The sequence below is a fragment of the Chromobacterium rhizoryzae genome (genome assembly GCF_020544465.1).
GTDB lineage: Bacteria > Pseudomonadota > Gammaproteobacteria > Burkholderiales > Chromobacteriaceae > Chromobacterium.
Window position 1 is genome coordinate 4,587,057 of the sequence record NZ_CP066126.1, and the last position, 22,778, is coordinate 4,609,834.

Here is a 22,778-nt window from a genome sequence, read left to right on the forward strand (position 1 = left end):
GCTACATCCCAATGCGGCTGGCGCGCCAGCTGAAGAAGATGCCGGACGGGCTCTGCGCCGGCAGTTCGCGCAGCACTTTGAGGCTGGCGGTGTCCACCACCACCAGCTTGTCCTCGTCGCGGCTGGACAACCACACCGCGTCGCCGCGCGGGGTGAACTCCATGTGCAGGATGGCCTTGCCCGGCTTCAGGGTGGCGATCACGCTGCGCGTGGGCACGTCGATGACTTGCACCTTATCGTTGTCCGGGAAGGCGAAATTGACCCAGACCCGCCGGCCGGACGGTTCCGCCATCACGAACACCGGCTGGCCCAGCACCGGTATGGCGGCCTGTTGCGTCCAGCTGCGGTTGTCCGCCAGCAGCACTTCGTGGCGGCCGATGGCGGGCAGGAAGGCGTAATCGCCGGCCAGCGCCCAGCCGCGCAGATGCGGCATCTTGTACACCGGCAGCGGCTGCTGGCCGCGGCCGTAGCCGGCCAGGATGCGGCGCACGCCTTGTTCCGGCCGCCAGGTGTCCAGCAGGGACAGGCCGTCTTCGCCGTACAGCCCGGCCACAAAGTAGCGGCCGTCCATGCTGGCCAGGCCGTCGTAGGGGCGCTTGCCGGCGTCGCGGTAGCGGGTCAGTGTCGGCTGGGCCGGGTCCGCGGCGTCCAGCACATTGATTTCGTCGGCGTCGAACAGCGCGTAAACGAAGCGCCGGCCCGGCAGGTCCGCCAGGCCCACCACGCGCGAGGGTTTGCCGTCCGCGCCCGGCGCGGCGGGCACCGAGGCCAGCGGCGCCAGCGTGACGGCGTCGAACAGGCGCACGCCGCCCGGCTGGTAGTTTTGCGCGGCCAGCACGCGGCCGTCCGAGGAGATGGCGCCGCCTATGCTGTTGCCGGCCTGCACCACCCGCCGTTCCAGCCGCCGGCGCAGCAGGTCCACCTTGCTGATGGCGCCGTCGCGGCCAAACACGTAGGCGTAGCGCGCGTCGCGCGAGAACACCACCGAGGCGTGGGACAGATCGCCCAGCCCTTCCACCCGGCCCAGGCTTTCCGCGCGGGTGTTGTCCACCACTTGCACGCTGCCGCTGGCGCGCTCTATCACCACGCCCAGGTCGCCGGTGCCGCGCGGCGCGGCGCAGCCGCCCAGCAGCGCGGCCAAGGCCGGGATCAGGGCGGCGCGCCCTGCTTTAACCAGTAAACCAGCCATATCGCTTCTTCTTCCGTCAGAAAAGGCCGCCAAGGCGGCATCGGGGTGCCGGGCCGGCCGGCCAGGATCACGGCGGCCAGGCCGGCGTCCGGTTTGTCCTTGAGCGCCTCCGGCGTCAGCGGGCTGCCCAGGCCGCCGCGCAGGCTCAGGCCGTGGCAGGCGCCGCAGTCCTGACGCGCCAGGTGGCGCAGCTGGGCCGCCCGCTCCGGCGCGGGGGCCGCCGGCGCGGCGACGGCGGCGCCGCAGAGCAGCAGCAAGGCCGCCGCCGCGCCGCGGATCAGCGGTTCAGGATCCATTGCACCATGGCCTTGAGTTCGGCGTCCGGCACTTGCGGGTTGGGCGACATCGGCACCGGGCCGAAGCTGCCGGAGCCGCCCTTTTTCACCTTGTCCATCAGCTTGAGGGCGGCGTCCTGCCCCTTGTACTTGGCGGCCACCTGCTGGTAGGACGGCCCCACCAGCTTGGCGTCCAGCGCGTGGCAGGCCAGGCAGTTGTGCTGCTTGAGCAGCGCTTCCGGCGCGGCGGCCGCGGCCGGCAGCGCGTGCAGCGCCAGGGCGGCGCAGGCCAGGATCAGGCTTGTTTTCATTGCGTTCTCCTCCGCCCGCCGGGGCTGGCCCGGCAGGCGTGCTGGCGGGGTCAGTAGATGTCGTGCTGGGTGTTGTAGACGTTGAATTTGCCGGTGGGGGTGACCAGGCGCGGGTCCTTGATCACGGCCTTGAGCTTGCGGGTTTTGTCGTCCACCACCACGATGGCGGATTGCTTGTCCTTGGCGCTCCAGACCGAGAACCAGACTTCATCGCCGGCCTTGTTGAATTCCGGCTGCAACACGCGTTTGGCGCCGTCGCTCAGGCCGGACCATTCGCCTATCGGCAGCATGGAGAAGCCCTTGTCCAGGTGCTTGATGTCGAACACCGCCACGCTCTGGCTGAGCTTGGCGTCCGGGTTGAACACGGTGTCCACCCACAGATTGGCGGATTGCGGATGGGTCTTGATGAAGAGCGAGCCGCCGCCCTGCCCTTTGAGCGTGCGCACCACTTTCCAGGCCTGGGTCTTGTGTTTTTCCGGATCGGTGCCCACCAGGCTGATGCTGTCGTCGCCCAGGTGGCTGGTGGCCCAGACCGGCCCGTATTGCGGATCGGTGAAGTTGGCGCCGCGGCCGGGGTGCGGGGTTTTGCCCACGTCCACCAGCGCCGCCAGCTTGTCCAGCTTGGTGTCCACCACCGCCACTTTATTGGAGGCGTTGGCGGCCACCATGAAGTAGCGGCCGCTGGCGTCGAAGCCGCCGTCGTGCAGGAATTTGGCGGCGTCTATGGTGGTGGTCTTGAGGTTGGCCAGGTCCGAGTAGTCCACCATCATGATCTTGCCGGTTTCCTTGGCGTTGACCACGAACTCCGGTTTGTAATGGCTGGCCACGATGGAGGCCACGCGCGGCTCCGGGTGGTATTCGTTGTCCACCGTCATGCCGCGGGTGCCGACGATTTTCAGCGGCTTGAGGCTGGCGCCGTCCATGATCACGTATTGCGGCGGCCAGTAAGCGCCGGCCACGGCCAGCTTGTCGTCGTAGCCGCGGTATTTGGAGGTTTCCACCGAACGCGCTTCCAGGCCGATGCGGATTTCCGCCACGCTGTCCGGCTTGGCCATCCACAGGTCCACCAGATTGATCTTGCCGTCGCGGCCGATCACGTACAGGTAGCGGCCGGATTTGGACAGCCGGGAGATGTGCACGGCGTAGCCGGTCTTGATCACGCTGACGATCTGTTTGCTGTGGCCGTCGATCAGCGCGATTTCGCCGGCGTCGCGCAGGGTGACGGAGAACAGGTTGGAGATGTCCAGCTGGTTTTCCTTGCGCCGCGGACGCTTGTCCACCGGCACTTGCACTTTCCAGGTGGCCAGCATGTCCTGCATGCCGAATTCCGGCGGGGTGGGCGGCTCTTGCTGCACATAGCGCGCCATCAGGTCCACTTGCTGATCGTTGAATTCGCCGGAGGTGCCCCAGTTGGGCATGCCGGCCGGGGAGCCGTATTTGATGAAGGTTTTCAGGTATTCAGTGCCGCGCGCCAGGGTGATGTCCGGCGTCAGCGCCTTGCCGGTGGCGCCTTTGCGCAGCACGCCGTGACAGCCGGCGCAGCGTTCGAAGTAGATTTGCTTGCCGCGGGTGAATTCCGCCTCGGTCATCGGCGGGGCTTTGGCGTTGGCGTTCTGGTGCATCGCCTCGCCGACGGGCGGGGCGGCGGTGTCCGCCCAGACGGGGGCCGCGGCCAGCGGCAACAGGGCGAGCAAGACGCTCTTGGTGAACAGGGACTGCTTCGGAGACTTCATGGTAGCGCTCCAGCGTTAGGAATAACCCTCAGAACCTGTTCAAGGTCTGCTGCGCGTCGGCGGGATAGTTAGACAAGGGCGTTGAAACCGTCTTCAAAATGCTCATGTACCGCCTGTACATTCCGCTTTCTCAGCCGTTTTCGCCTTGTCTCGCTCTAGCTCGCGAGACTTTGAACAGGCTCTTATTGACGGCATGATCATCCCGGACGCATATGGACAGCCTTGATTCGAATCAACGCTTGCCGGAGCCGTCCTGTCCCGTGACCGGGGAATCCTCCAGGCCCCAGTCGCCGTATTGATACCAGTCGTCGCCCAGCACTTCCGCCGGATGTTGCGTGCGGCTGGAGCCGTTGCCGCATTGCAGGGAGTGGGCGGGGCAATAGAGGTCGCAGCCCCAGCAGATGCGTTCGGGGTGGGCGGGGTGCAGCGGGAATTTTTGGCCATGGAACTCCTTGATTACTTGTTCAACTATGCCAGTTCGCCACTTTTAGGACTTTGCGTGTCATCAACGAAGCAAGCCGGTATGCGACGCTACCCCCGCTCCCTTCAAGCCTGCCGTCGGGTGGCAGGCCCGAGGTCTTAAGCGGCTGCCCTGTTTGAGCGATTTGACGTTAGCAAATCGCGAGTTCAGCCGCGCCTCGGGCCTGACGGGAACCGGCGGGAAGCCGTAGGCCAGGCTTGCAGGGCGGCCTTTGGGGGACTACGTGCGAATCTTTGATTCGCTCAGTGATAGGGGAATTTGGCCGCGCAAATTCCCCTTCCTGCCCGCCGGGCAGCCCCGGCAATGAAAATCATCATCCGCGCAGCGGATACAAAAAGTTGATTCGCCCCAATCTCACGTCGTCAGACTGGCATACAGCCTGGTCAACGCCTGCGGCAACCTCTCCGCCTGCCTCACCAGCGCATAACCATTGCGGCCGAACAAATGCGGCAGATAATCGCCCGCCTCGCGGTCTATGGTCACGCAGAACGGGGTCAGGCCGGCGCGGCGGGCTTCCAGCACCGCCTGGCGCGTGTCTTCTATGCCGTAGCGGCCTTCGTAGTGGTCCAGATCGTTGGGCTTGCCGTCCGAGATCAGCAACAACAAACGGCGCTGCGCCGGCCGCTCGCTCAGGATGCGGGTGCACTGGCGGATGGCCGCGCCCATCCGGGTGTAGTAGCCGGGCCGGATGGCGAGGATGCGGCCGCGGGCGGCGTCGTCGTAACGGTCGGCAAAGTCTTTGAGGATCTGCAAGCGCACTTCCTGCCGCCGCAGCGAGGAAAAACCGTACAGGCCGAAGTCGTCGCCGCTGGCGGCCAGCGCCTCGGCGAACAGCAGCAGGCTGTCGCGGATCACGTCGATCACCCGGCCGGTTTCGCCCAGCCAGCTTTCGGTGGACAGCGACAGGTCGGCCAGGGTCAGGCAGGCCAGGCTGCGTTCGCTCGGCGGCCAGTCCTGGTACAGCGCCGGCTCGCTTAGCGCCGCGCCGCCGCGCCGTTCCGCAAGGAAGCGGATCAGCCGGTCCAGGTCGATGTCCGGCCCGGCGGTTTCGCCGCTGCGCCGGCGGCGCTCCGGCGCCAGCGCCTGGAATTGCCGTCGCAGCCGGCGCGCCAGCGGCTGCAAGCGCTCCGGCAGCGGCGCCGGCGCGGCGTCGCGCGGCAGCATCGGCCGCAGCAGGCAGTGGTCCTCCACCAGGCATTGCCGCTTCCAGTGCCATTCCGGCAGCTTGATGCCCGGCCCCAGCGGGGTGTCGTCGTAGGCGGCGGCCGGCAGGTCCAGATCGAAACGCAGCCGGCTGCCGCGGGTATGGGCGTCCTGGCCCAGGGTCAGCCGGTTCATGTCTTCGGCGGCGATTTCGCCGTTGCCGTCATCGTCGTCGTCGTTGTGGCGGTTGACCTTGACGTATTCGTCCCAGGTGAACAGGCTTTCCGCGCGGAACACCATCAGCATGCCGTTCTTGCGCTGGTCCTGTTCCATGCGCCGCGCGCGGTAGCGGCGGCGCTGGCGCTGGGCGTCCTTGCCGCCGCCGCGTTCGCCGTCGGCGTGGCGGCTGCCCTGCCCTTCGGCCTCCGTCAGCGGCGGTTCCGGGTGCAACCACAGCGGCACCGGCTGCGGCGGCCGGCTCAACGGCGGCAGCGTCACCGCCTGCTCCGGCCGGCTCAGCGCCGCCTGGATCGCGCGCTCCACCGCGGCTTCCGCAGGTGGCAGGCCGGAGGGCTTCGGCCGCTGCGCCAGCGCGGCCGCCGCCAGCCGGCGGTAAACGGCGGCCAGGCCCGGCATGTCCGCCAAGGCGCGCGCCGCGGCCAGGCGGTTGCGGCTCAGCCAGTCTCCGTCGCTGTCGGCCGCGTAGGCGGCCTGGGCCAGCAGCCAGAAGTAGCAGTCGCGGTTGAGGGCGGCGCTGGGAAAACAATCGATGCGCTCGGGCAGATAGAGCGCCTGGCTGTCCCGCCAGGCCAGCTCCATCCGCGCGCCGGTGCCGGCCAGCCGTTGCAGCCAGCCGCGGCGCGCGCCGTGTTCGGTGCCCACGGTGGTGCGCAGCGCCAGCGCCGGGTCGCCGCCCATGGCGCGGAAGAACAGCGGCGCTTGCGCCGTCACCTGCGCCAGCTCCGCCGCGTATTCCGGAAAACCGCGCCGCGCCGCGCGCCGCGCCAGTTTGTCCCACCAGCCGCCGACAATGTCTTCCATGCCGCTCAGCCGGGGAATTGGGTCTGGATCACCGCCAGCAGCGCCGCCACGGTGTCGGCGTCGTCACTCAGCGGTTCCGCCAGCGCGGTGCGGCAGGCTTGCCAGGGCGGCAGGCCGGCCTGGATCAACTTGGCGGCGTACACCAACAGCCGCGTGCTGGCGGCTTCTTCCAGGTCGTAGCCGGACAAGCGCCGCAGCTGGCCGGCCAGCGTCACCAGTTGGCGCGCCAGCGCTTCGCCTATCCCGCTTTCCAGCATCAGCACGCCGATTTCCACTTCTGGCGGCGGAAAATCGAAGCTCATGGCGACAAAACGCTGGCGAGTGCTGGGCTTCAGCGTTTTCAACACGTGTTGGTAGCCGGGGTTGTAGGACACCACCAGCATGAAGCCCGGCGGCGCTTGCAGCACTTCGCCGGTGCGTTCCACCGGCAGGATGCGGCGGTCGTCGGTCAGCGGGTGCAACACCACGGTGGTGTCTTTGCGCGCTTCCACCACTTCGTCCAGGTAGCAGATGCCTCCTATCCGCACCGCGCGGGTCAGCGGGCCGTCGCACCAGACGGTGGCGCCGTCGGCGATCAGGTGGCGGCCCACCAGATCGGCGGCGCTCAGGTCGTCGTGGCAGGAGACGGTGATCAACGGCAGGCCGAGCCGCGCCGCCATATGGGCGACGAAGCGGGTCTTGCCGCAGCCGGTGGGCCCCTTGATCAGCACCGGCAGTTGCTGGCGCCAGGCGGCTTCGAACAGCTCGCACTCGGCGCCTTGCGGCTGATAGAAGGGGACGGGGATAGTCAGGAGTTCAGGCGCGTTCATCGGCGTTCCTTCAGATAAAGCTGAGCAGCAGCGCGGCCGACACCAGCGCCAGCCAGCCCTGCACCAGCGCGCGCAGCCAGCAAGGCGCGTCGCGCAAGCCCATATAGCGCTCCACCAGCAACACGCCCTTGAGCCAGGCCAGGCCCAGCGCGATCAGCGCCAGATGCGGCGGCCGGCCGCCTTCGGCCAGCCAGGCGGCCAGCAGGGTCAGCCCGGACAACAACAGCCACAGGCCGGTTTGCGCAAGAGGAGTGGGATGAGTCATGCGGGCATGATGCCGATGCGGCGCGGCGGCCGCCTTGATGCGAAATAAGGCTTTGCGCGGGCGTTCTATCTCGCCACGTAGACCAGGGCGAACAACAGCAACCACACCAAGTCCACCATATGCCAGTAGGCGGCGGCGGTTTCCACCTCGTCCATCGATCCCGGCTTGTAACGGCCGTCTCGGGCCAGCCGCCACACCGCCGCCACGATTACCATGCCCAACACCACGTGCAGGAAGTGAAACACCGTCAACGACAGGTAGAACATCCAGAAGTCGTTGCTGGACATGGTAATCCCTTGCAAGGCCTTGCCCACCAGCTCATAGCCTTTCAAACCAAGAAAGCCGCTGCCGGCCAGCAAGGTCAGCGCCAGCCAGCGCCGTCCGGCGCGCTGCCGGTCGGCGGAAAAGGCGCTGAGCGCGGCCAGCATGGCGGCGCTGCCGGCCAGCAGCAGCAGGGTGTTGAGCGTGGGCAGGCCCAGCTCCAGTTCGCCCTGCCCTGCCGCGAACAACGCCGGCTGTTGCCGGCGGGCCCAGGCGTAGGCCAGGAAGAACACGCCGAACACCGCCAGCTCGGCCAGGATGAAACACCACATCGCCAGATCGCCCGGCACGCGGCGCTCCGGCGGCGCGCTCAGCTCCATGCCAAGGCCTCCCGCGTCGCCGTCCTTGCTTGAGCCACCCTCAATCCTCGCGCTTGCCGGTGACGAAGAAGCTGATCACGTACAACACCAGCCCGCAGAAGAAGCTGATGCCGAACACCCAGCGCCCCCAGTAGATGGGCATGATCCGTTCCTGCGTCTCCATGAAGGACAACGGCGTGGCGGACATGCGCTGCAACCACACCTGGACCGCGCCGGCGGCGGTCAGGCACAAGGTGATGGCCACGATGGACAGGGTCATCACCCAGAACGCGGTTTTTTCCACCTTCTGCGCCTGCGCGCAATTGGCCTCGCGCCCGCGCAGCAGCGGCATGGTGTAGGAGATCATGGTCAGCACCACCATCACGTAAGCGCCGTAGAAGGCCATGTGGCCGTGGGAGGCGGTCACCTGGGTGCCGTGGGTGTAGTAGTTGACCACCGACAGCGTGCCGATGAAGCCCCACACCCCGGCGCCGAGGAAGGACATCACTCCGGTGCCCAGCGCCCACAAGGTGGCGGCCTGGTTGGGGTGTTCGCGGCGGCGGCGTTTGACCATATTGAAGGCGAACAGGGTCATCATGAAGAAGGGCACCGGCTCCAGCGCGGAGAAGATGGAGCCCCACAGCTGCCAGTAGGCCGGCACGCCTATCCAGAAATAATGGTGGCCGGTGCCGATGATGCCGGTGATCAGGGTCATGGCGATGATCAGGTACAGCCATTTTTCGATCACCTCGCGGTCCACCCCGGTCACTTTCACCAGCACGAAGGCCAGCATCGCGCCCATGATCAGTTCCCACACGCCTTCCACCCACAGGTGCACCACCCACCACCAGTAGTACTTGTCCAGCACCAGGTTGTCCGGGTTGACGAAGGAGAACAGGAAGAACACGGCCAGGCCCCACAGGCCCAGCATCATCACGATGCTGATGCTGGTCTTGCGGCCGGCCAGCAGGGTCATGGACAGGTTGTAGAGAAAGGACAGCGCCACCAGCACGATGCCCACCTTGGTGATCAGCGGCTGTTCCAGATAGCCGCGGCCCATGGTGGGCAGCAGATCGTTGCCGGTGAGCCGGGCCAGTTCATGGTAGGGCAGGCCCAGGTAGCCGAGTATGGTCAGCGCGCCGGCCACAAGGAACACCCAGAAGGTGATGATGGCCAGCCGCGGGCTGTGCAGTTCGCGCTCGCTCTCCTCCGGGATCAGGTAGTAGCCGGCGCCCATGAAGCCGAACAGCAGCCAGACGATCAGCAGGTTGGTGTGCACCATGCGGGCGGTGCCGAAGGGCACGGCGGGAAACAGGAAATCGCCGATCACGTATTGCAGGCCGATGATCAGGCCAAACACGATCTGGCCGATGAACAGGCCGATGGCGGCGATGAAATAGGGTTTGGCCACGGCCTGCGAGCGGTAGCGCACCTGCGCGACGGCTGCGGTCGCGCCGCGCGGCGGCGTGGCCACGGTAGCGTTGCTCATTGTGTTCTCCAAAGATAAAGGGATGGGACGGGATCAGCCCTCGATATTGGGCGGCCAGTTATTGGTGTTGATCTGCGACGCGTACTTCAGGAAGGCCACCAGGTCGTCCAGCTCGGCCGGGTTCAGATGGAACTGCGGCATCTGGCGGCGGCCCGGCGCGTTGGTCGGCATCGCCTGCATCCAGCCCTTGATGAATTCCGGGCCGCGGCGCACGTAGACGTTGCCCAGCTCCGGCCCGAAGTAAGCGCCCTCGCCCAGCAAGGTGTGGCAGCCGCCGCAACTGCGCGTCTCCCAGATCTTCTTGCCGCGCACCGCCTGCTCGGTGAGCTGGGCCTTGGCGTTATGGCTGGGCAGGGCCAGGGTGGTGTCCAGGGTCAGCCCCAGGAACAACAGGAAAAAGAAAACCGAGCCGCCGTAAAAAATATTGCGGGCGGTCGATTTGGTGAAGCTCGCGCTCATCATGTCCTCCTCGAATGCTTGCACCGCCGGCGCGGTACTCGGGCCGAACTGTACGGATTCGGGCATCCCGGGAGCATTGATTCGAATCAACGATTTCCGGCCGTCCGCCTTCCTACACTGGCGCCATCCGTCATCGCCAACCGCAAGGAGGCCGCCATGATCCGCCCCGTCACCCCTCTTCCCCGCGCCGGACTGAGCGCCGCCGCCCCGCCCTTTCCGCCCGGCAGCGTCGCGCTCTTGGGCGCCGGCCCCGGCTGCGCCGATCTGCTCACCGTGCGCGCCGCGCAGCGCCTGGCCCAGGCCGACGCGGTGCTGTACGACCACCTGATAGACGCCGAGATCCTGCAATTGGCGCCGCCCTCCGCCCGGCGCGTCTGCGTCGGCAAGCGCGCCAGCCGCCACACCTTGCCGCAGGCCGAAATCAACCAGTTGATGATCGCGCTGGCGCGCCAGGGCCTGCGCGTGGCGCGGCTGAAGGGCGGCGATCCCTTCATGTTCGGCCGCGGCGGCGAGGAGATGCGCGCGCTGCTGGCGGCCGGCATCCGCTGCGAGGCGGTGCCGGGCGTCAGCGCCGCGCTGGGCGCGGCGGCCAGCCTGGCGCTGCCGCTGACCCACCGCGACTACGCCCAGGGCTGCCGCTTCGTCACCGGCCACCGCCGCGAAGGCGCGTCGGCGCTGGCCTGGACCGCGGACAGCGGGCCGGACGAAACCGTGGTGGTCTATATGGGCTTGGGCGAGGCCGCCCATATCGCCGAACAGCTGCTGAGCCACGGCCGCGCGCCGGACACGCCGGTGGCCATCGTCGAGCAGGCCTGTATGCCGGGCGAGCGCTGCGTCTGCGGCCGCTTGTCCGAGCTGGGCCGGCTGGCGGAGCAATACCGGCTGCGCGCGCCGGCGCTGTTGATCATAGGCGGCGTGGTGCGTCTGCATCAGGAGCTGGCCGCGCTGCGCGCGGCGCTGGGCCATGGTTTGGGATTCCTTGATCCCGGTCATTCTGCCGCCCCCGCCGCCGCGGCCATACTGCGCGCTCCATCCCACGAGTACACGCCATGAGCGCCATCGACACCCTTGTTGAGCAACACCGCGCCTGCGACGCGCGCTTCGCCGATTGCGAAACCGCGGCCCGCGCGCAGGACTGGGCCTTGGCCCTGAGCCATTTCCAGGCTTTCCGCCGGGAGATGGAAGCGCATTTCGCCGTTGAAGAAGACGCGCTGTTCCCGGCTTTCGAAGCCGCCAGCGGCAGCAGCATGGGGCCGACCCGCATCATGCGCATGGAGCATCAGGACATGCGGGATTTGCTGGAGGACATGGACGAGGCGCTGGCCGCGCAGCATCTGCAAGCTTTCCTGGGCCTGAACGACACCCTGCTCATCCTGATGCAGCAACACAATATGAAGGAAGAAAACGTGCTCTACCCCATGTGCGCGCAAGCGCTGCCGGAAATGGCGGAGTTGATTGCGGAGGGCGCGCAGCCATGACCCCGCAAGACCTGCGCCACCTGGCGCCGCCCGAGCCGATGGAGATCATTCTGGACGCCGCCGAACAAATGCGGCCCGGCGACAGCCGCGCCTGGGTGCTGCCCCACCATCCCACTCCGCTGCTGCCCATGCTGGAAAAAGCCGGCCTGCTGTATCGCTTTGAACTGTCGGGGGACGGCGGCGTCGTGCTGATTCTGAGCCGGCCATGAGCCAGGCCTGGCTGGACTACCAACAGGCGCCGCCGCTGTGGCTGCCGCTGGCCCATATGCTGGCCGCGCCCTGCTGGCTGCTGGCGACGGCGACCTTGTTGGCGGCGCTGCCGGACGGCGCGCCCTCGCGCTTTCTGCCCGAGGTGCTGGCGCTGACCCACGCGCTGGCGCTGGGCGTGCTGGGCAATGCGATGCTGGGGTCCCTGTGGCAGTTGTTGGCGGTGACGGCGGGGGTGCCGATTCCGCATCCGCGCCGGCTGCTGCTGGCTTGTTTTCTGCCCTTGCAGGCCGGCTGCGCGCTTCTGGTGGCCGGTTTCCAGCTGGGTCTGTCGCCGCTGTGGCTGCAGGCAGGCGCCGCGCTGCTGACGCCGGCCTTGCTGACGCCGGCGCTGTTCGGCCTGCGCGGCTTGCTGCGCAGCCCGGCGCGGGACGCCGGCAGCCGGGGCCTGCGGCTGGCGCTGTGCGCGCTGGCCGTCGCCGCCTGTCTTGGCGCGGCCCTGGTCTTGTTGCTGGGCGGCCGCGTCGCGCTGCCCTTGGGTCCCTTGCTGGACAACCATGTGCTGTGGGCGGCGCTGGGTTGGTTGTGGCTGCTGGTGCTGTCGGTGGCGCGCACGGTGATCCCAATGTTTCTGGTCACGCCGCCGCCGGCGACGGGGCGGCTGCCGCGGGAGACCTTGTTGTTCGGCCTGCTGTGTCTGAGCGGCGTCGCGCTGATCTGGGACGCGCCCGCCGTCGTCTCCAGCCTGCTGGCCGCCTTGGCGCTGTTCGTGCTGTGGCAGGGCCTGCGGCAATTGGACGCGCTGCGGCGCAGCCAGCGCCGCGCCGACCCCCTGCGCCGCGGCTGGCGGGCCAGCCTGATCTGGATGACGGCGGCCGCGCCCTGCGCGCTCGCCGCGCGCCTGCTGCCGCTGTCGGAAGCGCCGCCCATGCTGGCCGGCTGGCTCTGGCTGGGCGGCTTCGGCCTGGGCGCGGTGCTTTCCATGCAGGGCAAGATCCTGCCCTTCCTCGCCTGGCTGGACCTGAAACAGCGCGGCCTGCCCAGGCGGCAATTGCCGGCCACCCATGAATTGCTGGGCGAGGCCTCCCACCGCCGGCTGCTGGGCCTGCACGGCGTCTGGGTCGGCTGCGGCCTGGCCTGGATCGTCGGCGGCTATCGCCTGCCGCTGTTCGCCGCCGCGCTGGGACTGGGGCTTTACTGGGCCTGGCTGGCGGCGGCCTTGTTGCGTCGCTATCTCGCCGGCCGGCGCGCCTTGGCCTGAGAACCTGTTTACGATCTGCTGCGCGTCGGCGATACGGCGTTGAAAACAGTTTCGAAATGCTCATGTACCACGCGTACATTCCGCTTTCTCAGCCGTTTTCGCCTTGTCTCGCCTTAGCTCGCGAGATCGTAAACAAGCTCTGAGAGCCTGTTCAAAGTCTGCCGCGCTTCGGCGATACGGCGTTGAACAGGTTCCGGAGCCGCGCCCCAAAAACAAACCCGCGCCGGCAAAGCGGGCGCGGGTGAGGGCGATGGCTCAGCCTATCGTCAGTCCCACTGCAAAGCGCCCTTCTTCCATTCATAGATGAAGCCGACGACCAGCACGCCCAGGAACACCGCCATCGCGCCCAGGCCGAAGCCACCCAGCTCCTTCAGCGTCACCGCCCAGGGAATCATGAAAGCGACTTCCAGATCGAAGAGGATGAACAGGATGGCCACCAGGTAGTAGCGGACGTCGAAGCGCATGCGCGCGTCTTCGAAGGCCTCGAAGCCGCACTCGTACGGCGACAGCTTTTCCGGATCCGGCCGGTTTGGCCCCAGCAACTTGCCCATCAGCAGCGGCACCACGCCCACCAGCAGTCCGACGACGATGAATAACAGGATGGGAAAGTAATTCTGCAGCATGGGGCCTACTCCTCCGGATGGTTTGGAAAATGAGATAGACCTCCGCCAAGCGCCAAGTTTGCACCTTGAGGGAAATATACCGTTGGAAAGCGGGCTGTCATGACGACCAGGCGCGGGAGGCGCTTGCGCGGATATCGGTTACACTGGCCTTTCCCGCCCGCCCGGCCACCCCGAACGGCGCGGCTCCCGGCCCCGCCTCCGATCGGACGCTCCCGCCTTCGCCGCCATGCGGCAACCTGCCCGCTACCCGCGGCCAGGCAAACATACCGCCGCTTCGCCGGACACCTCGCTCACAACTCATATCAAGCTTCGGCGCTGCGGACCGCTCTTTACCCGACCCATGACAACACAGGGCCGCCGACGCCTGCGCGGCCCGCCAGACCAAAGGTCTTGTCCATGCATCATGCTCTGCAAACTTTATTGGACCGGGTCCGCCTGCGCGACCCGGAACAGTTCGAATTCCATCAGGCCGCGGCGGAAGTGCTGCACAGCCTGGACGATTTCCTCAGCCGTCATCCGCACCACTTCGACCATGGCCTGCTGGAACGGCTGCTGGAGCCGGAGCGCGTCATTCTGTTCCGCGTGTCCTGGGTGGACGATCACGGCCGCGTCCAGGTCAACCGCGGCTACCGGGTGCAGATGAACAGCGCGCTGGGGCCGTACAAGGGCGGTCTGCGCTTTCATCCCTCGGTGACGCTGGGCACGCTGAAATTCCTGGCTTTCGAACAAACCTTCAAGAACGCCTTGACCGGCCTGCCGCTGGGCGGAGCCAAGGGCGGCGCGGACTTCGACCCCAAGGGCAAGAGCGAGGGCGAGGTGATGCGGTTTTGCCAGGCTTTCGCCAGCGAGCTGTTCCGCCACATCGGCGCCGAGACTGATGTGCCGGCCGGCGACATCGGCGTCGGCGCGCGCGAGATCGGCTATCTGTTCGGGCAGCACAAGCGGCTGAGCAATCAGTTTTCCGGCGTCTTCACCGGCAAAGGCCCCAGCTACGGCGGCAGCCTGATGCGGCCGGAGGCCACCGGCTACGGCTTGGCGTATTTCGTCGAACGCATGCTGGCCACGCGCGGGCAGGCGCTGGCCGGCAAACGCGCGGCCTTGTCCGGCTCCGGCAACGTCGCGCTGTACGCGGCGGAAAAACTGCTGGCGCTGGGCGTCCGGGTGGTCAGCTTGTCGGATTCGGAAGGCGCGCTCAGCCTGCCGGACGGCCTGAGCCCGGACTTGCTGGCGGCCTTGATCGAGCATAAGCATCAGCGCCGCGGCCGGCTGGCCGCCTTCGCCGCCGACCACGGCCTGGACTTTCTCGTTGGGCAGCGGCCATGGGGTCTGCGCTGCGACATCGCCCTGCCCTGCGCCACGCAAAACGAGCTGGACGCCGACGACGCGGAGGCCTTGCTGGCCAATGGCTGCTGCTGCGTGGCGGAAGGGGCCAATATGCCTTGCACCGCCCAGGCGGCGCAGCGCTTCCAGCGGGCCGGCGCGCTGTACGCGCCCGGCAAGGCGTCCAACGCCGGCGGCGTGGCGGTGTCCGGCCTGGAAATGAGCCAGAACGCCACCCACCTGCCCTGGAGCGCTCAGGAGGTGGACGCCCGGCTGCGCCGGATCATGGAGGAGATTCACGAGGCCTGCGTGCGGCATGGCGGCCAGCCGGACGGCGCGGTCGACTACGCCCGCGGCGCCAATGTGGCGGCCTTCGGCAAGGTGGCCGCGGCGATGCTGGCGCAAGGCGTGATCTGAGCCGACGCCAAGAAAAAGCCCCGCCGGAAGGCGGGGCTATGCAGCGTTGAATGGAACACGTTTTTAGAACCTGTTTACGATCTGCTGCGCGTCGGCGATACGGCGTTGAAACCATCTTCGAAATGCTCATGTACCACCTGTACATTCCGCTTTCTCAGCCGTTTTCGCCTTGTCTCGCCTTAGCTCGCGAGATCGTAAATACGTTCTTAGAACAGCTGGTCTTTGACGTTCTCCACCGCATCCTGAGCAGCCGGCTTGTCCGGCGTCTCGCTGGCGCCGCCGCTGGCGTCGCCGCCTGCGCCCGGCACCGCGCCGTGGTTGTCCACTTTCAGCTCCGGATTGGTCTTCTGGAACTCTTCGTAGTAGTACTCGTCGCCGCCGCGCTGGCCGGCGCCGGCCTTGACCACGAGGCCTTCCGGCACCGGCATGTCCACTTCCGGCTGGCCCTTGAGCGCGTTGGCCATGTAGTTGATCCATACCGGCAGCGCCGCGGTGCCGCCGTAGCCGTAACGGCCCAGCGAGCGCGGCTGATCGAAGCCCACCCAGGCCGCGGCCACCAGATTGGGGTTGTAGCCGACGAACCAGGCATCCTTCCAATCCGAGGTGGTGCCGGTCTTGCCGGCCAGATCGGTGCGGCCCAGGCTCATCGCGCGGTAGCCGGTGCCGTAGCGCACCACGTCCTTGAGCATGGAGCTCATGATGAAGGCGTTGCGCGGGTCTATCGCCTGCGGCGCGTTCTGACCGGCGACGGTGGGCACGGTCTTGGCCAGCACGCGGCCGGACTGATCTTCGATGCGGTCGATGAAATAGCCTTTGCTGCGGTAACCGCCGTTGGCGAACACCGAGTAGCCCTCCACCATTTGCAGCGGCGTCACCGCGCCGGCGCCCAGCGCCATGGTCAGATAGGCCGGATGCTGCTTGGCGGCGAAGCCGAAACGCTGGATGTACTGCTGGGCGTAATCGGTGCCGGTGGCCATCAGCACCCGCACCGACACCAGGTTTTTGGACTGGGTCAGGCCGGTGCGCATGGTGATCATGCCGGCGAATTTGCCGTTGTCGTTCTTGGGCTCCCAGCGCTGACCGTCCGCGCCCACCACCGACAGCGGCGCGTCGTTGATCATCGTAGACGGCGTCAGGCCGCGCTCGATGCCGGCTGAGTAGATGAAGGGCTTGAAGGTGGAACCGGGCTGACGCCAGGCCTGGGTCACATGGTTGAAGCTGCGGCGGTTGAAGTCGAAGCCGCCCACCAGCGCGCGGATCGCGCCGCTGCGGGTGTCCATGGACACGAAGGCGCCTTCCACTTCCGGCATCTGCACGATTTCCCAATAGCCTTTTTCATGCGCGCGGATGCGGATCACCGAACCGCGGCGGATCTGCTGCGCGGCGCTGACCTTGCCGCCCAGCGCGCGGCGCGCGAAGTCCAGCCCGTTGCCCTTGATCACCGCCACCTTGCCGCCGCGCATATAGGCACGCACTTCCGACGGACTGGCGGACAGCACGATGGCCGGCAGCATGTCGCCGCTGTCGCGCAGTTCGCTGATGGCGTCGTCCAGCGCTTCGGTCTGCTGCTCGCCTTCGACGCCGGACAGTTCCACCGTGCTTTCCGGGCCGCGATAGCCCATTTTGCGGTCGTAATCCACCAGGCCGGCGCGCAGGGCGTCGTACGCCCATTTCTGATGGCGGCTGTCCAGGGTGGTGTAGACCTTGAAGCCTTCGGTATACGCCGATTCGCGGTAGCGCTCGTACATCGCCTGGCGCACCATTTCCGCCACATACTGCGCCGGCTGGCTGCTGCTGTCGGCGCTCTGGCTGGCCAGCTTCATCGGCTCGGCCAAGGCGGCGTCGTATTGCTCCTGGGTGATGAAATTAAGCTCGCGCATCCGGCGCAACACGTATTGCTGACGCAGACGGGCGCGGTCCGGATTGACGATGGGGTTGTAGGCGGACGGGGCCTTGGGCAGGCCGGCCAGCATCGCCATTTCCGCCACGGACAGATCCGCCAGCGGCTTGCCGTAATAGGCCTGGGCCGCGGCGGAGAAGCCGTAGGCGCGCTGGCCCAGATAGATCTGGTTGAAGTACAGCTCCAGGATCTGGTCCTTGCTCAGCGTGTGTTCGATCTTGAAGGCCAGCAGCGCTTCGTTGAACTTGCGGGTAAAGGTTTTCTCGCTGGACAGGAAGAAGTTCTTGGCCACCTGCATGGTGATGGTGCTGGCGCCGGAACGGGCGTGTCCGGACACCAGATTGCCGACCGCGGCGCGCACCACGCCGACGTAATCGACGCCGCTGTGCTGGTAGAAACGTTCGTCTTCGGCCGCCATCACCGCCTGTTTCATCAGCTGCGGCACTTCGTGGATGCGGGAGAAGGAACGACGCTCTTCGCCGAATTCGCCTATCAGTTGATTGTCGGCGGAATATACGCGAAGGGGAATTTTCGGACGATAGTCCGTCAGTACATCAAGACTCGGCAAGCGCGGGTAGGTTATGATGATTGCAATGGCGCCTGCGCCAGCAACCAATACGGCTCCACCTAGAAACAGACCTGCAAGTATTGCAAGGATTCGTCTTAGCATATTTACAATGGGCTTTCACTGGAAACCGGATTATAACGTCTTGTGAAAGCACGCAAGACAAACAATGGCAGCGACAGGCCAAAAAACTGTCGCATAGGACCAATCGAGGCACCTGATGCTCATCGACAAACTCAAAGCCGCCCCTCCCTGGCTAGAACAACTTGGATTGGCTAAGGCTAAAAATGTTCCAATGTTGGGACTGGATATCAGCAGCACCGCCGTCAAACTGGTGGAGCTTTCACGCTCGGGGAAAAACTGCCAGGTCGAACGCTATGTGATCGAAGCCTTGCCCAAGGACGCGATCAGCGACGGCAATCTGGTGGATATCGAGGGCATCGCGGAAACCCTGCGCCGCGCCTGGAAACGGCTGGGCAGCCCCACCCGCCACGTCGCCATCGCCATCCCCACGGCGATGGCGATTTACAAGAAGCTGCTGGTGCCGGTCAGCCAGACCGACAACCTGGCGGAATTGATCGAATCCGAAGCCAATCAGAGCATTCCCTTCCCGCTGGAAGAGGTGAATCTGGACCATCAGGTGCTGGGCCCGGCGCCGTCCAGCATCGACGATCTGGAAGTGCTGCTCTGCGCCGCCCGCAAAGAGAAGGTGGAGGAGCGCGTGGCGGTGGTGGAGATGGCCGGCCTGCGCGCCCAGGTGGTGGACGTCGAATCCTTCGCCATGATGACGGCCTTCGAGCAGGTCGAACAGCAATTGCCGGAACAGGGCATGAACCAGACCTTCGCCCTGTTCGACATCGGCGCCACCCGCATCCACTGCAACGTCATCCGCAACAACCAGCAAGTCTATTATCGCGAACAAGTGTTCGGCGGCCAGCAACTAACGCGCGATATCCAGCGCCGCTACGGCATCAGCTATGAAGAGGCGGAAAGCGGCAAACGCGGGATGAGCCTGCCGGACGGCTATGAATCCGAACTGATGCATCCCTTCGTCGATTCTCTGGCCCAGGAGATACAGCGCGCGCTGCAGTTCTTCTACACCACGGTCAGCGTGTCGCAATACCTGCGCGTCGACTACATCCTGCTGGCCGGCGGCTGCAGCATGCTGCCGGGCCTGGACGACGCGGTGGCCGGCCGCACCCAGATCAGCACCATGATCGCCAACCCGTTCAGCACCATGGTGCAGTCCAGCCACATCCGCCTCAAGGAATTGCTGATGGACGCGCCGGCCTTGCTGGTGGCCTGCGGCCTGGCCATGCGGAGGTTCGACTGATGATACGCATCAACCTCCTCCCCCACCGCGAACAGAAAAAAGCCGCGCACCGGCTGCGCTTCCAGGTGATGTTGGGCCTGACGCTGGTGGCCTCGCTGGCCCTGGTGGTGCTCAGCTATCTGATCATCGGCGGCCGCCTGTCCCATCAGCAGCAGCGCAATGATTTTCTGCAGGGCGAAATCGCCAAGCTGGACAACCAGATCAAGAATATCGGCACCTTGAAGAAGCAGCGCGACGATCTGCTGTCGCGCAAACAGCTGGTGGAACGGCTGGAACAGGGCCGCAACGAAGGCGTCCACGTCTTCGACCAACTGGTGCGCCAAACCCCGGACGGCGTCTATCTGAGAAGCTTCAAGCAGGCCGGCAACCAGTTCACGCTGTCCGGCTACGCCTTGTCCGGCGCGCGGGTCTCCAACTATATGCGCAGCCTGGCCCAATCCAACGTCTTTGACGCGCCGGTGCTGGTCGAAGTGAAGGCCTCCAACATCAACGGCCAGCGCGCCAACGAATTCACCCTGAACTGCAGCCTGCGCGAAGCCGCCCCGCCCAAAGCCGGCAAGCCCGCCTCACCCGGAGCCAAGCCATGACGCTGGACGAATTGCGCACGCTGGACCCCAAGGACATCACCAACTGGCCGTTGCAAGGCCAGGCCATCGCGCTGGCGCTGCTGGTCGCCTGTTTCGTCGGCCTCGGTTATTTCTTCGTGCTCAGCGAGGAACTGGACCGCCTCAACGCCGCCAAGCAACAGGAAGAGCAGCTCAAGCAGACTTATGTCGACAAGAAGCGCCAGGCGGTCAACCTGGACGCGCTGCAACAACAGTTGAAGGAAATCGACGCCTCCTTCGGCGCCCTGCTCAAGCAGCTGCCGACCAAGTCGAACATGGACACGCTGTTGACCGAGATCAACCAGGCCGGCATCGGCCGCGGGCTACAGTTCGAGCTGTTCCGGCCCAACCCGGAAATCAAGACGGCCGAGATGGCGGAAGTGCCGATCACCATTCGCCTGACCGGCAGCTATAACGACCTGGCCGCCTTCGTCAGCGATGTGGCGCAGTTGTCCCGCATCGTCACCATAGCCGACATCAGCCTGACGCCGGATCCCAAGGGCGCGCGCCTGACCATGGACGCCACCGCCAAGACTTTCCGCGCGCTGGAGCCCGAGGAGCGGACCGCGCAGCCGGCCCCTCCCAACAAGTGAGCCGCACAGCCCATGACAAGAACTCTCGCTTGCTTACTGCCCTTGCTGCTTGCCGCCTGCGGCAGCGGCGACACCGACGATCTGCGCCAGTGGATGCAAACCAGCACCCAGGGCCTGCGCGGCCAGATCGAACCGCTGCCCCAGGCGCAGTCCTACCAGCCGTTCGCCTACCAGGCCTTCGACCTGCTCGACCCCTTCAACGCGCAGAAGCTCGCCGCGGCCAAGAATCAGAACCTGGCGAACGCGCCGGATATGAAACGGCCGCGCGAGGCGCTGGAAAACTACGATCTGGACAAGTTGAAGATTGTCGGCGTCATCCGCCGCGGCGGTGCCAACTACGGCCTGGTGCGCACGCCCGAAGGCTCGATTTACCGCGTTCAGGCCGGCAATTTCGTCGGCCCCAATTTCGGCCAGATCAAGAAAGTCGGCGACACGGACATCCAGTTGACTGAGACCGTGGAAGATTTGAACGGAGAATGGGTGCAGCGCAACACCAGCATGTACCTGGACGAACAAGGGCAAAACAAATGAGCAAGCACTCCATCAAACTGTTGTCGGGACTGGGCCTGTCCCTGCTGTTCGGTTTCGCCTACGCCGGTCCGGCGATCACCGCGATCCAGCTGGCCAACGGCGACGGCGACCAGCAGGTGCTGCAGGTCAGCTTTGACGGCCCCGCCGTCCAGCCCAACAGCTTCGCCATCGCCAACCCGCCGCGCATCGCCTTCGACTTCGCCGGCGCCAGCGTCAAGCTGGCCAAGCCGCAGCAGGACTTCGGCGGCCCGCTGGTCAAATCCGCGGTGGCGGTGGAGGCCAACGGCCGCTCCCGGCTGGTGCTGAGCCTGAGCCGCAACGCGCTGTACAGCAGCAGCGTGTCCGGCAACACGCTGCGGGTCACGCTGAACCCGAATCTCGGCAGCGCCGCTCAGGCCGCCACGCCGGTGGAGCGCCCCGCCGCCAGCGCGCAAAGCGCCGCGCGCCCAAGCCCGGCCCAGATCGCCGGCGCCCAGCCGCTGGCGCTGGACTTCCGCCGCGGCAAGAACGGCGAAGGCCGGGTGGAGATCAAACTGCCGTCCGCCAACACCCCGGTCGACATCCGCCGCGAAGGCAAGCAATTGCTGGTGGACGTGCTGGGCACTCAGCTGGACAGGCAGAACCAGCGCCGGCTGGACGTTGCCGACTTCGGCACCCCGGTATCCAAGATCGACGCCCGCAACCAGGGCGGCAACAGCCGCATCCAGATTCAGCCGCAGGGAGACTGGGACTTCTCCTCCTACCAGACCGACGGGCAGCTGGTCGTTGAAATCCGCCGGCCGGCGCCGGAGTCGGCGGCCAGCGCCGACGCCAACCAGAAACCGCAGTACAAGGGCGACAAGCTGTCGCTGAACTTCCAAAACATCGAAGTGCGCACCGTCCTGCAGGTGATCGCCGAATTCACCGGCCTCAATATCGTCACCAGCGATTCCGTCAACGGCAATATCACGCTGCGGCTGAAAGACGTGCCCTGGGACCAGGCGCTGGACCTGATCCTGCAGACCAAGGGCCTGGACCAGCGCCGCGCCGGCAACATCATCCAGATCGCGCCGCGCGAAGAACTGCTGGCACGCGACAAGCAGGTGCAGGAGGCCAGGCAGCAACTGGCCACGCTGGAGCCGGTGCGCTCGGAAACCTTCGTGCTGCGCTACCGCTCGGCGGAGGACTTCAAGAAGGTGCTGGACGGCACGAACACCACCGGCAAGAAGGAAAGCATCCTGACCGAGCGCGGCAGCGCGCTGATCGATCCCAAGACCAATACCCTGATCATCAACGACACCGGCAGCACCATAGACAAGATCCGCGACATCATCGGCAAGACCGATGTGCCGGTGAAACAGGTGCTGATCGAGGCGCGCATCGTCGAGGCCACCGACAACTGGAGCCGCAACCTAGGCGTTAAGCTGTCTTTCGACCGCGTCGGTAGCACCGGCATCATTTCCGGCGGCGGCTTGACCAACGCCATCACCAACGCCAATGGCCGCCTAGGCATCGTGGGTAATGCCACTCAAGCACCCTATGTCATTTCCCCCGGCGTCAACTTGCCTATCCCAAATCCGGCAGGCTCACTGACCGCGCTCTATAGCGTGGGCAAATCCGCCATCATCGGCCTGGAATTGCAGGCGCTGCAGACCGAGAACAAAGGCCGGGTGATTTCCAGCCCGCGCATCATGACCGCGGACCGGCAGGAAGCCACCATCGAGCAGGGTACCGAGATTCCCTACCAAGAAGCCTCGTCCAGCGGCGCCACCGCCACCTCGTTCAAGAAGGCGGTGCTCAGCCTGAACGTCAAGCCGCAGATCACGCCGGACAATCACGTGATGCTGGACATCAAGGTGAACAAGGACAGCGTCAGCCCCACCTTAAGCGTGGGCGGCACCCCGGCCTTAGACACCAAGAAGGTCAACACCCAGGTACTGGTGGAGAACGGCGGCACGGTGGTGATAGGCGGCATCTACCAGCAGCAAATCAGCGATGTCGTCAACAAAGTACCGCTGCTCGGCGACATTCCCATCTTGGGCGCGCTGTTCCGCAGCTCGCAAAAGTACGATAACCGCACTGAATTGCTGGTCTTCATCACGCCGCGCGTGGTGGAAGACCTGAGCGGCAATAATCAATAAAACCCCGGCT

Annotated in this window: 23 protein-coding genes; 10 read left to right on the forward strand and 13 right to left on the reverse strand. The window is 66.0% G+C overall.

All coding sequences use genetic code 11. The features are described from left to right. Position 1: 1 nt before the first annotated feature. From JC616_RS20940 to JC616_RS20990, 11 genes are all read right to left on the reverse strand, one after another. Positions 2-1,189, reverse strand: a complete 1,188-nt coding sequence (locus tag JC616_RS20940; protein WP_227105246.1) for a cytochrome D1 domain-containing protein — start codon at positions 1,187-1,189, stop codon at positions 2-4. After that, complete coding sequence (locus tag JC616_RS20945) at positions 1,150-1,485, reverse strand: c-type cytochrome (RefSeq protein ID WP_227105248.1); 336 nt, start codon at positions 1,483-1,485, stop codon at positions 1,150-1,152. Before JC616_RS20945 ends, JC616_RS20940 begins: the two co-directional genes overlap by 40 nt. Then, a complete protein-coding gene (locus tag JC616_RS20950; RefSeq protein WP_227105249.1) occupies positions 1,467-1,775 on the reverse strand; it encodes a c-type cytochrome in 309 nt (102 codons plus the stop codon). The genes JC616_RS20945 and JC616_RS20950 overlap by 19 nt, the downstream gene beginning before the upstream one ends. A 50-nt stretch (positions 1,776-1,825) precedes the next feature. Next, positions 1,826-3,508, reverse strand: coding sequence for a cytochrome D1 domain-containing protein (locus tag JC616_RS20955; protein ID WP_319792909.1), 1,683 nt, complete (start codon positions 3,506-3,508; stop codon positions 1,826-1,828). A 232-nt stretch (positions 3,509-3,740) separates the two neighbouring features. After that, positions 3,741-3,980 (reverse strand): DUF3079 domain-containing protein, encoded by a 240-nt coding sequence (locus JC616_RS20960; RefSeq protein ID WP_404990273.1) that lies wholly within the window; start codon positions 3,978-3,980, stop codon positions 3,741-3,743. Between the two features lie 363 nt (positions 3,981-4,343). Next, entirely contained in the window at positions 4,344-6,173 is a 1,830-nt protein-coding gene (locus JC616_RS20965) for a nitric oxide reductase activation protein NorD (RefSeq protein ID WP_227105252.1), read from the reverse strand. 5 nt (positions 6,174-6,178) lie between these two features. Next, complete coding sequence (locus JC616_RS20970; RefSeq protein WP_107800714.1) at positions 6,179-6,982, reverse strand: CbbQ/NirQ/NorQ/GpvN family protein; 804 nt, start codon at positions 6,980-6,982, stop codon at positions 6,179-6,181. A gap of 10 nt (positions 6,983-6,992) precedes the next feature. Then, positions 6,993-7,247 carry a cytochrome C oxidase subunit IV family protein gene (locus JC616_RS20975; RefSeq protein WP_227105253.1) on the reverse strand — a complete coding sequence of 85 codons (255 nt, stop codon included), beginning with the start codon at positions 7,245-7,247 and terminating at the stop codon, positions 6,993-6,995. Positions 7,248-7,312: 65 nt separating this feature from the next. Beyond that, positions 7,313-7,888, reverse strand: coding sequence for a cytochrome c oxidase subunit 3 (locus JC616_RS20980; RefSeq protein WP_227105254.1), 576 nt, complete (start codon positions 7,886-7,888; stop codon positions 7,313-7,315). 40 nt (positions 7,889-7,928) lie between these two features. Beyond that, positions 7,929-9,356, reverse strand: a complete 1,428-nt coding sequence (locus JC616_RS20985; protein ID WP_227105255.1) for a cbb3-type cytochrome c oxidase subunit I — start codon at positions 9,354-9,356, stop codon at positions 7,929-7,931. A gap of 33 nt (positions 9,357-9,389) precedes the next feature. Further along, a complete protein-coding gene (locus JC616_RS20990; protein WP_269473792.1) occupies positions 9,390-9,881 on the reverse strand; it encodes a c-type cytochrome in 492 nt (163 codons plus the stop codon). Positions 9,882-9,971: 90 nt separating this feature from the next. On the opposite strand from JC616_RS20990, the gene cobA reads away from it, so the two are divergent. The 4 genes from cobA to JC616_RS21010 are packed head-to-tail and all read left to right on the forward strand — an operon-like array spanning position 9,972 to position 12,761. Further along, entirely contained in the window at positions 9,972-10,868 is an 897-nt protein-coding gene (gene cobA, locus JC616_RS20995; RefSeq protein ID WP_227105256.1) for a uroporphyrinogen-III C-methyltransferase, read from the forward strand. Continuing rightward, on the forward strand, positions 10,865-11,293 hold the full coding sequence (locus JC616_RS21000; RefSeq protein ID WP_048409437.1) for a hemerythrin domain-containing protein: 429 nt from the start codon (positions 10,865-10,867) through the stop codon (positions 11,291-11,293). Before cobA ends, JC616_RS21000 begins: the two co-directional genes overlap by 4 nt. Continuing rightward, positions 11,290-11,502, forward strand: coding sequence for a DUF2249 domain-containing protein (locus JC616_RS21005; protein ID WP_048414059.1), 213 nt, complete (start codon positions 11,290-11,292; stop codon positions 11,500-11,502). Before JC616_RS21000 ends, JC616_RS21005 begins: the two co-directional genes overlap by 4 nt. Continuing rightward, complete coding sequence (locus JC616_RS21010) at positions 11,499-12,761, forward strand: hypothetical protein (protein ID WP_227105257.1); 1,263 nt, start codon at positions 11,499-11,501, stop codon at positions 12,759-12,761. Before JC616_RS21005 ends, JC616_RS21010 begins: the two co-directional genes overlap by 4 nt. Before the next feature lie 266 nt (positions 12,762-13,027). Here JC616_RS21010 and JC616_RS21015 read toward each other — a convergent pair whose 3' ends face one another. Continuing rightward, positions 13,028-13,384 carry an NADH-quinone oxidoreductase subunit A gene (locus tag JC616_RS21015; RefSeq protein WP_019103334.1) on the reverse strand — a complete coding sequence of 119 codons (357 nt, stop codon included), beginning with the start codon at positions 13,382-13,384 and terminating at the stop codon, positions 13,028-13,030. Positions 13,385-13,780: 396 nt separating this feature from the next. Here JC616_RS21015 and gdhA point away from each other — a divergent pair, with 396 nt between their 5' ends. Next, entirely contained in the window at positions 13,781-15,121 is a 1,341-nt protein-coding gene (gene gdhA / locus JC616_RS21020; protein WP_227105258.1) for an NADP-specific glutamate dehydrogenase, read from the forward strand. Positions 15,122-15,327: 206 nt separating this feature from the next. Here gdhA and JC616_RS21025 read toward each other — a convergent pair whose 3' ends face one another. Beyond that, the gene (locus JC616_RS21025) at positions 15,328-17,691 is read right to left on the reverse strand and encodes a penicillin-binding protein 1A (RefSeq protein ID WP_107800721.1); all 2,364 of its coding nucleotides are present in this window, start codon (positions 17,689-17,691) and stop codon (positions 15,328-15,330) included. A 190-nt stretch (positions 17,692-17,881) separates the two neighbouring features. On the opposite strand from JC616_RS21025, the gene JC616_RS21030 reads away from it, so the two are divergent. Genes JC616_RS21030 through pilQ form a run of 5 tightly spaced genes read left to right on the forward strand, consistent with a single transcriptional unit; the run spans position 17,882 to position 22,768 of the window. Continuing rightward, positions 17,882-18,919 (forward strand): pilus assembly protein PilM, encoded by a 1,038-nt coding sequence (locus tag JC616_RS21030; RefSeq protein WP_227105261.1) that lies wholly within the window; start codon positions 17,882-17,884, stop codon positions 18,917-18,919. Then, a complete protein-coding gene (locus JC616_RS21035; protein WP_107800723.1) occupies positions 18,919-19,506 on the forward strand; it encodes a PilN domain-containing protein in 588 nt (195 codons plus the stop codon). Before JC616_RS21030 ends, JC616_RS21035 begins: the two co-directional genes overlap by 1 nt. Then, positions 19,503-20,117 carry a type IV pilus inner membrane component PilO gene (gene pilO, locus JC616_RS21040; protein ID WP_227105262.1) on the forward strand — a complete coding sequence of 205 codons (615 nt, stop codon included), beginning with the start codon at positions 19,503-19,505 and terminating at the stop codon, positions 20,115-20,117. Before JC616_RS21035 ends, pilO begins: the two co-directional genes overlap by 4 nt. A 12-nt stretch (positions 20,118-20,129) precedes the next feature. Continuing rightward, positions 20,130-20,648, forward strand: coding sequence for a pilus assembly protein PilP (locus JC616_RS21045; protein ID WP_107800725.1), 519 nt, complete (start codon positions 20,130-20,132; stop codon positions 20,646-20,648). After that, entirely contained in the window at positions 20,645-22,768 is a 2,124-nt protein-coding gene (gene pilQ / locus JC616_RS21050; protein ID WP_227105264.1) for a type IV pilus secretin PilQ, read from the forward strand. Before JC616_RS21045 ends, pilQ begins: the two co-directional genes overlap by 4 nt. The last annotated feature ends 10 nt before the right edge of the window (positions 22,769-22,778 follow it).

Excerpts from the sequence above, each read along its gene's own strand:
- JC616_RS20940 (WP_227105246.1), bottom strand. The coding sequence starts at position 1,189 with ATGGCTGGTTTACTGGTTAAAGCAGGGCGCGCCGCCCTGATCCCGGCC.
- JC616_RS20945 (WP_227105248.1), bottom strand. The coding sequence starts at position 1,485 with ATGGATCCTGAACCGCTGATCCGCGGCGCGGCGGCGGCCTTGCTGCTG.
- JC616_RS20950 (WP_227105249.1), bottom strand. The coding sequence starts at position 1,775 with ATGAAAACAAGCCTGATCCTGGCCTGCGCCGCCCTGGCGCTGCACGCG.
- JC616_RS20955 (WP_319792909.1), bottom strand. The coding sequence starts at position 3,508 with ATGAAGTCTCCGAAGCAGTCCCTGTTCACCAAGAGCGTCTTGCTCGCC.
- JC616_RS20965 (WP_227105252.1), bottom strand. The coding sequence starts at position 6,173 with ATGGAAGACATTGTCGGCGGCTGGTGGGACAAACTGGCGCGGCGCGCG.
- JC616_RS20970 (WP_107800714.1), bottom strand. The coding sequence starts at position 6,982 with ATGAACGCGCCTGAACTCCTGACTATCCCCGTCCCCTTCTATCAGCCG.
- JC616_RS20975 (WP_227105253.1), bottom strand. The coding sequence starts at position 7,247 with ATGACTCATCCCACTCCTCTTGCGCAAACCGGCCTGTGGCTGTTGTTG.
- JC616_RS20980 (WP_227105254.1), bottom strand. The coding sequence starts at position 7,888 with ATGGAGCTGAGCGCGCCGCCGGAGCGCCGCGTGCCGGGCGATCTGGCG.
- JC616_RS20985 (WP_227105255.1), bottom strand. The coding sequence starts at position 9,356 with ATGAGCAACGCTACCGTGGCCACGCCGCCGCGCGGCGCGACCGCAGCC.
- JC616_RS20990 (WP_269473792.1), bottom strand. The coding sequence starts at position 9,881 with ATGCCCGAATCCGTACAGTTCGGCCCGAGTACCGCGCCGGCGGTGCAA.
- cobA (WP_227105256.1), top strand. The coding sequence starts at position 9,972 with ATGATCCGCCCCGTCACCCCTCTTCCCCGCGCCGGACTGAGCGCCGCC.
- JC616_RS21000 (WP_048409437.1), top strand. The coding sequence starts at position 10,865 with ATGAGCGCCATCGACACCCTTGTTGAGCAACACCGCGCCTGCGACGCG.
- JC616_RS21005 (WP_048414059.1), top strand. The coding sequence starts at position 11,290 with ATGACCCCGCAAGACCTGCGCCACCTGGCGCCGCCCGAGCCGATGGAG.
- JC616_RS21010 (WP_227105257.1), top strand. The coding sequence starts at position 11,499 with ATGAGCCAGGCCTGGCTGGACTACCAACAGGCGCCGCCGCTGTGGCTG.
- JC616_RS21015 (WP_019103334.1), bottom strand. The coding sequence starts at position 13,384 with ATGCTGCAGAATTACTTTCCCATCCTGTTATTCATCGTCGTCGGACTG.
- gdhA (WP_227105258.1), top strand. The coding sequence starts at position 13,781 with ATGCATCATGCTCTGCAAACTTTATTGGACCGGGTCCGCCTGCGCGAC.
- JC616_RS21025 (WP_107800721.1), bottom strand. The coding sequence starts at position 17,691 with ATGCTAAGACGAATCCTTGCAATACTTGCAGGTCTGTTTCTAGGTGGA.
- JC616_RS21030 (WP_227105261.1), top strand. The coding sequence starts at position 17,882 with ATGTTGGGACTGGATATCAGCAGCACCGCCGTCAAACTGGTGGAGCTT.
- JC616_RS21035 (WP_107800723.1), top strand. The coding sequence starts at position 18,919 with ATGATACGCATCAACCTCCTCCCCCACCGCGAACAGAAAAAAGCCGCG.
- pilO (WP_227105262.1), top strand. The coding sequence starts at position 19,503 with ATGACGCTGGACGAATTGCGCACGCTGGACCCCAAGGACATCACCAAC.
- JC616_RS21045 (WP_107800725.1), top strand. The coding sequence starts at position 20,130 with ATGACAAGAACTCTCGCTTGCTTACTGCCCTTGCTGCTTGCCGCCTGC.
- pilQ (WP_227105264.1), top strand. The coding sequence starts at position 20,645 with ATGAGCAAGCACTCCATCAAACTGTTGTCGGGACTGGGCCTGTCCCTG.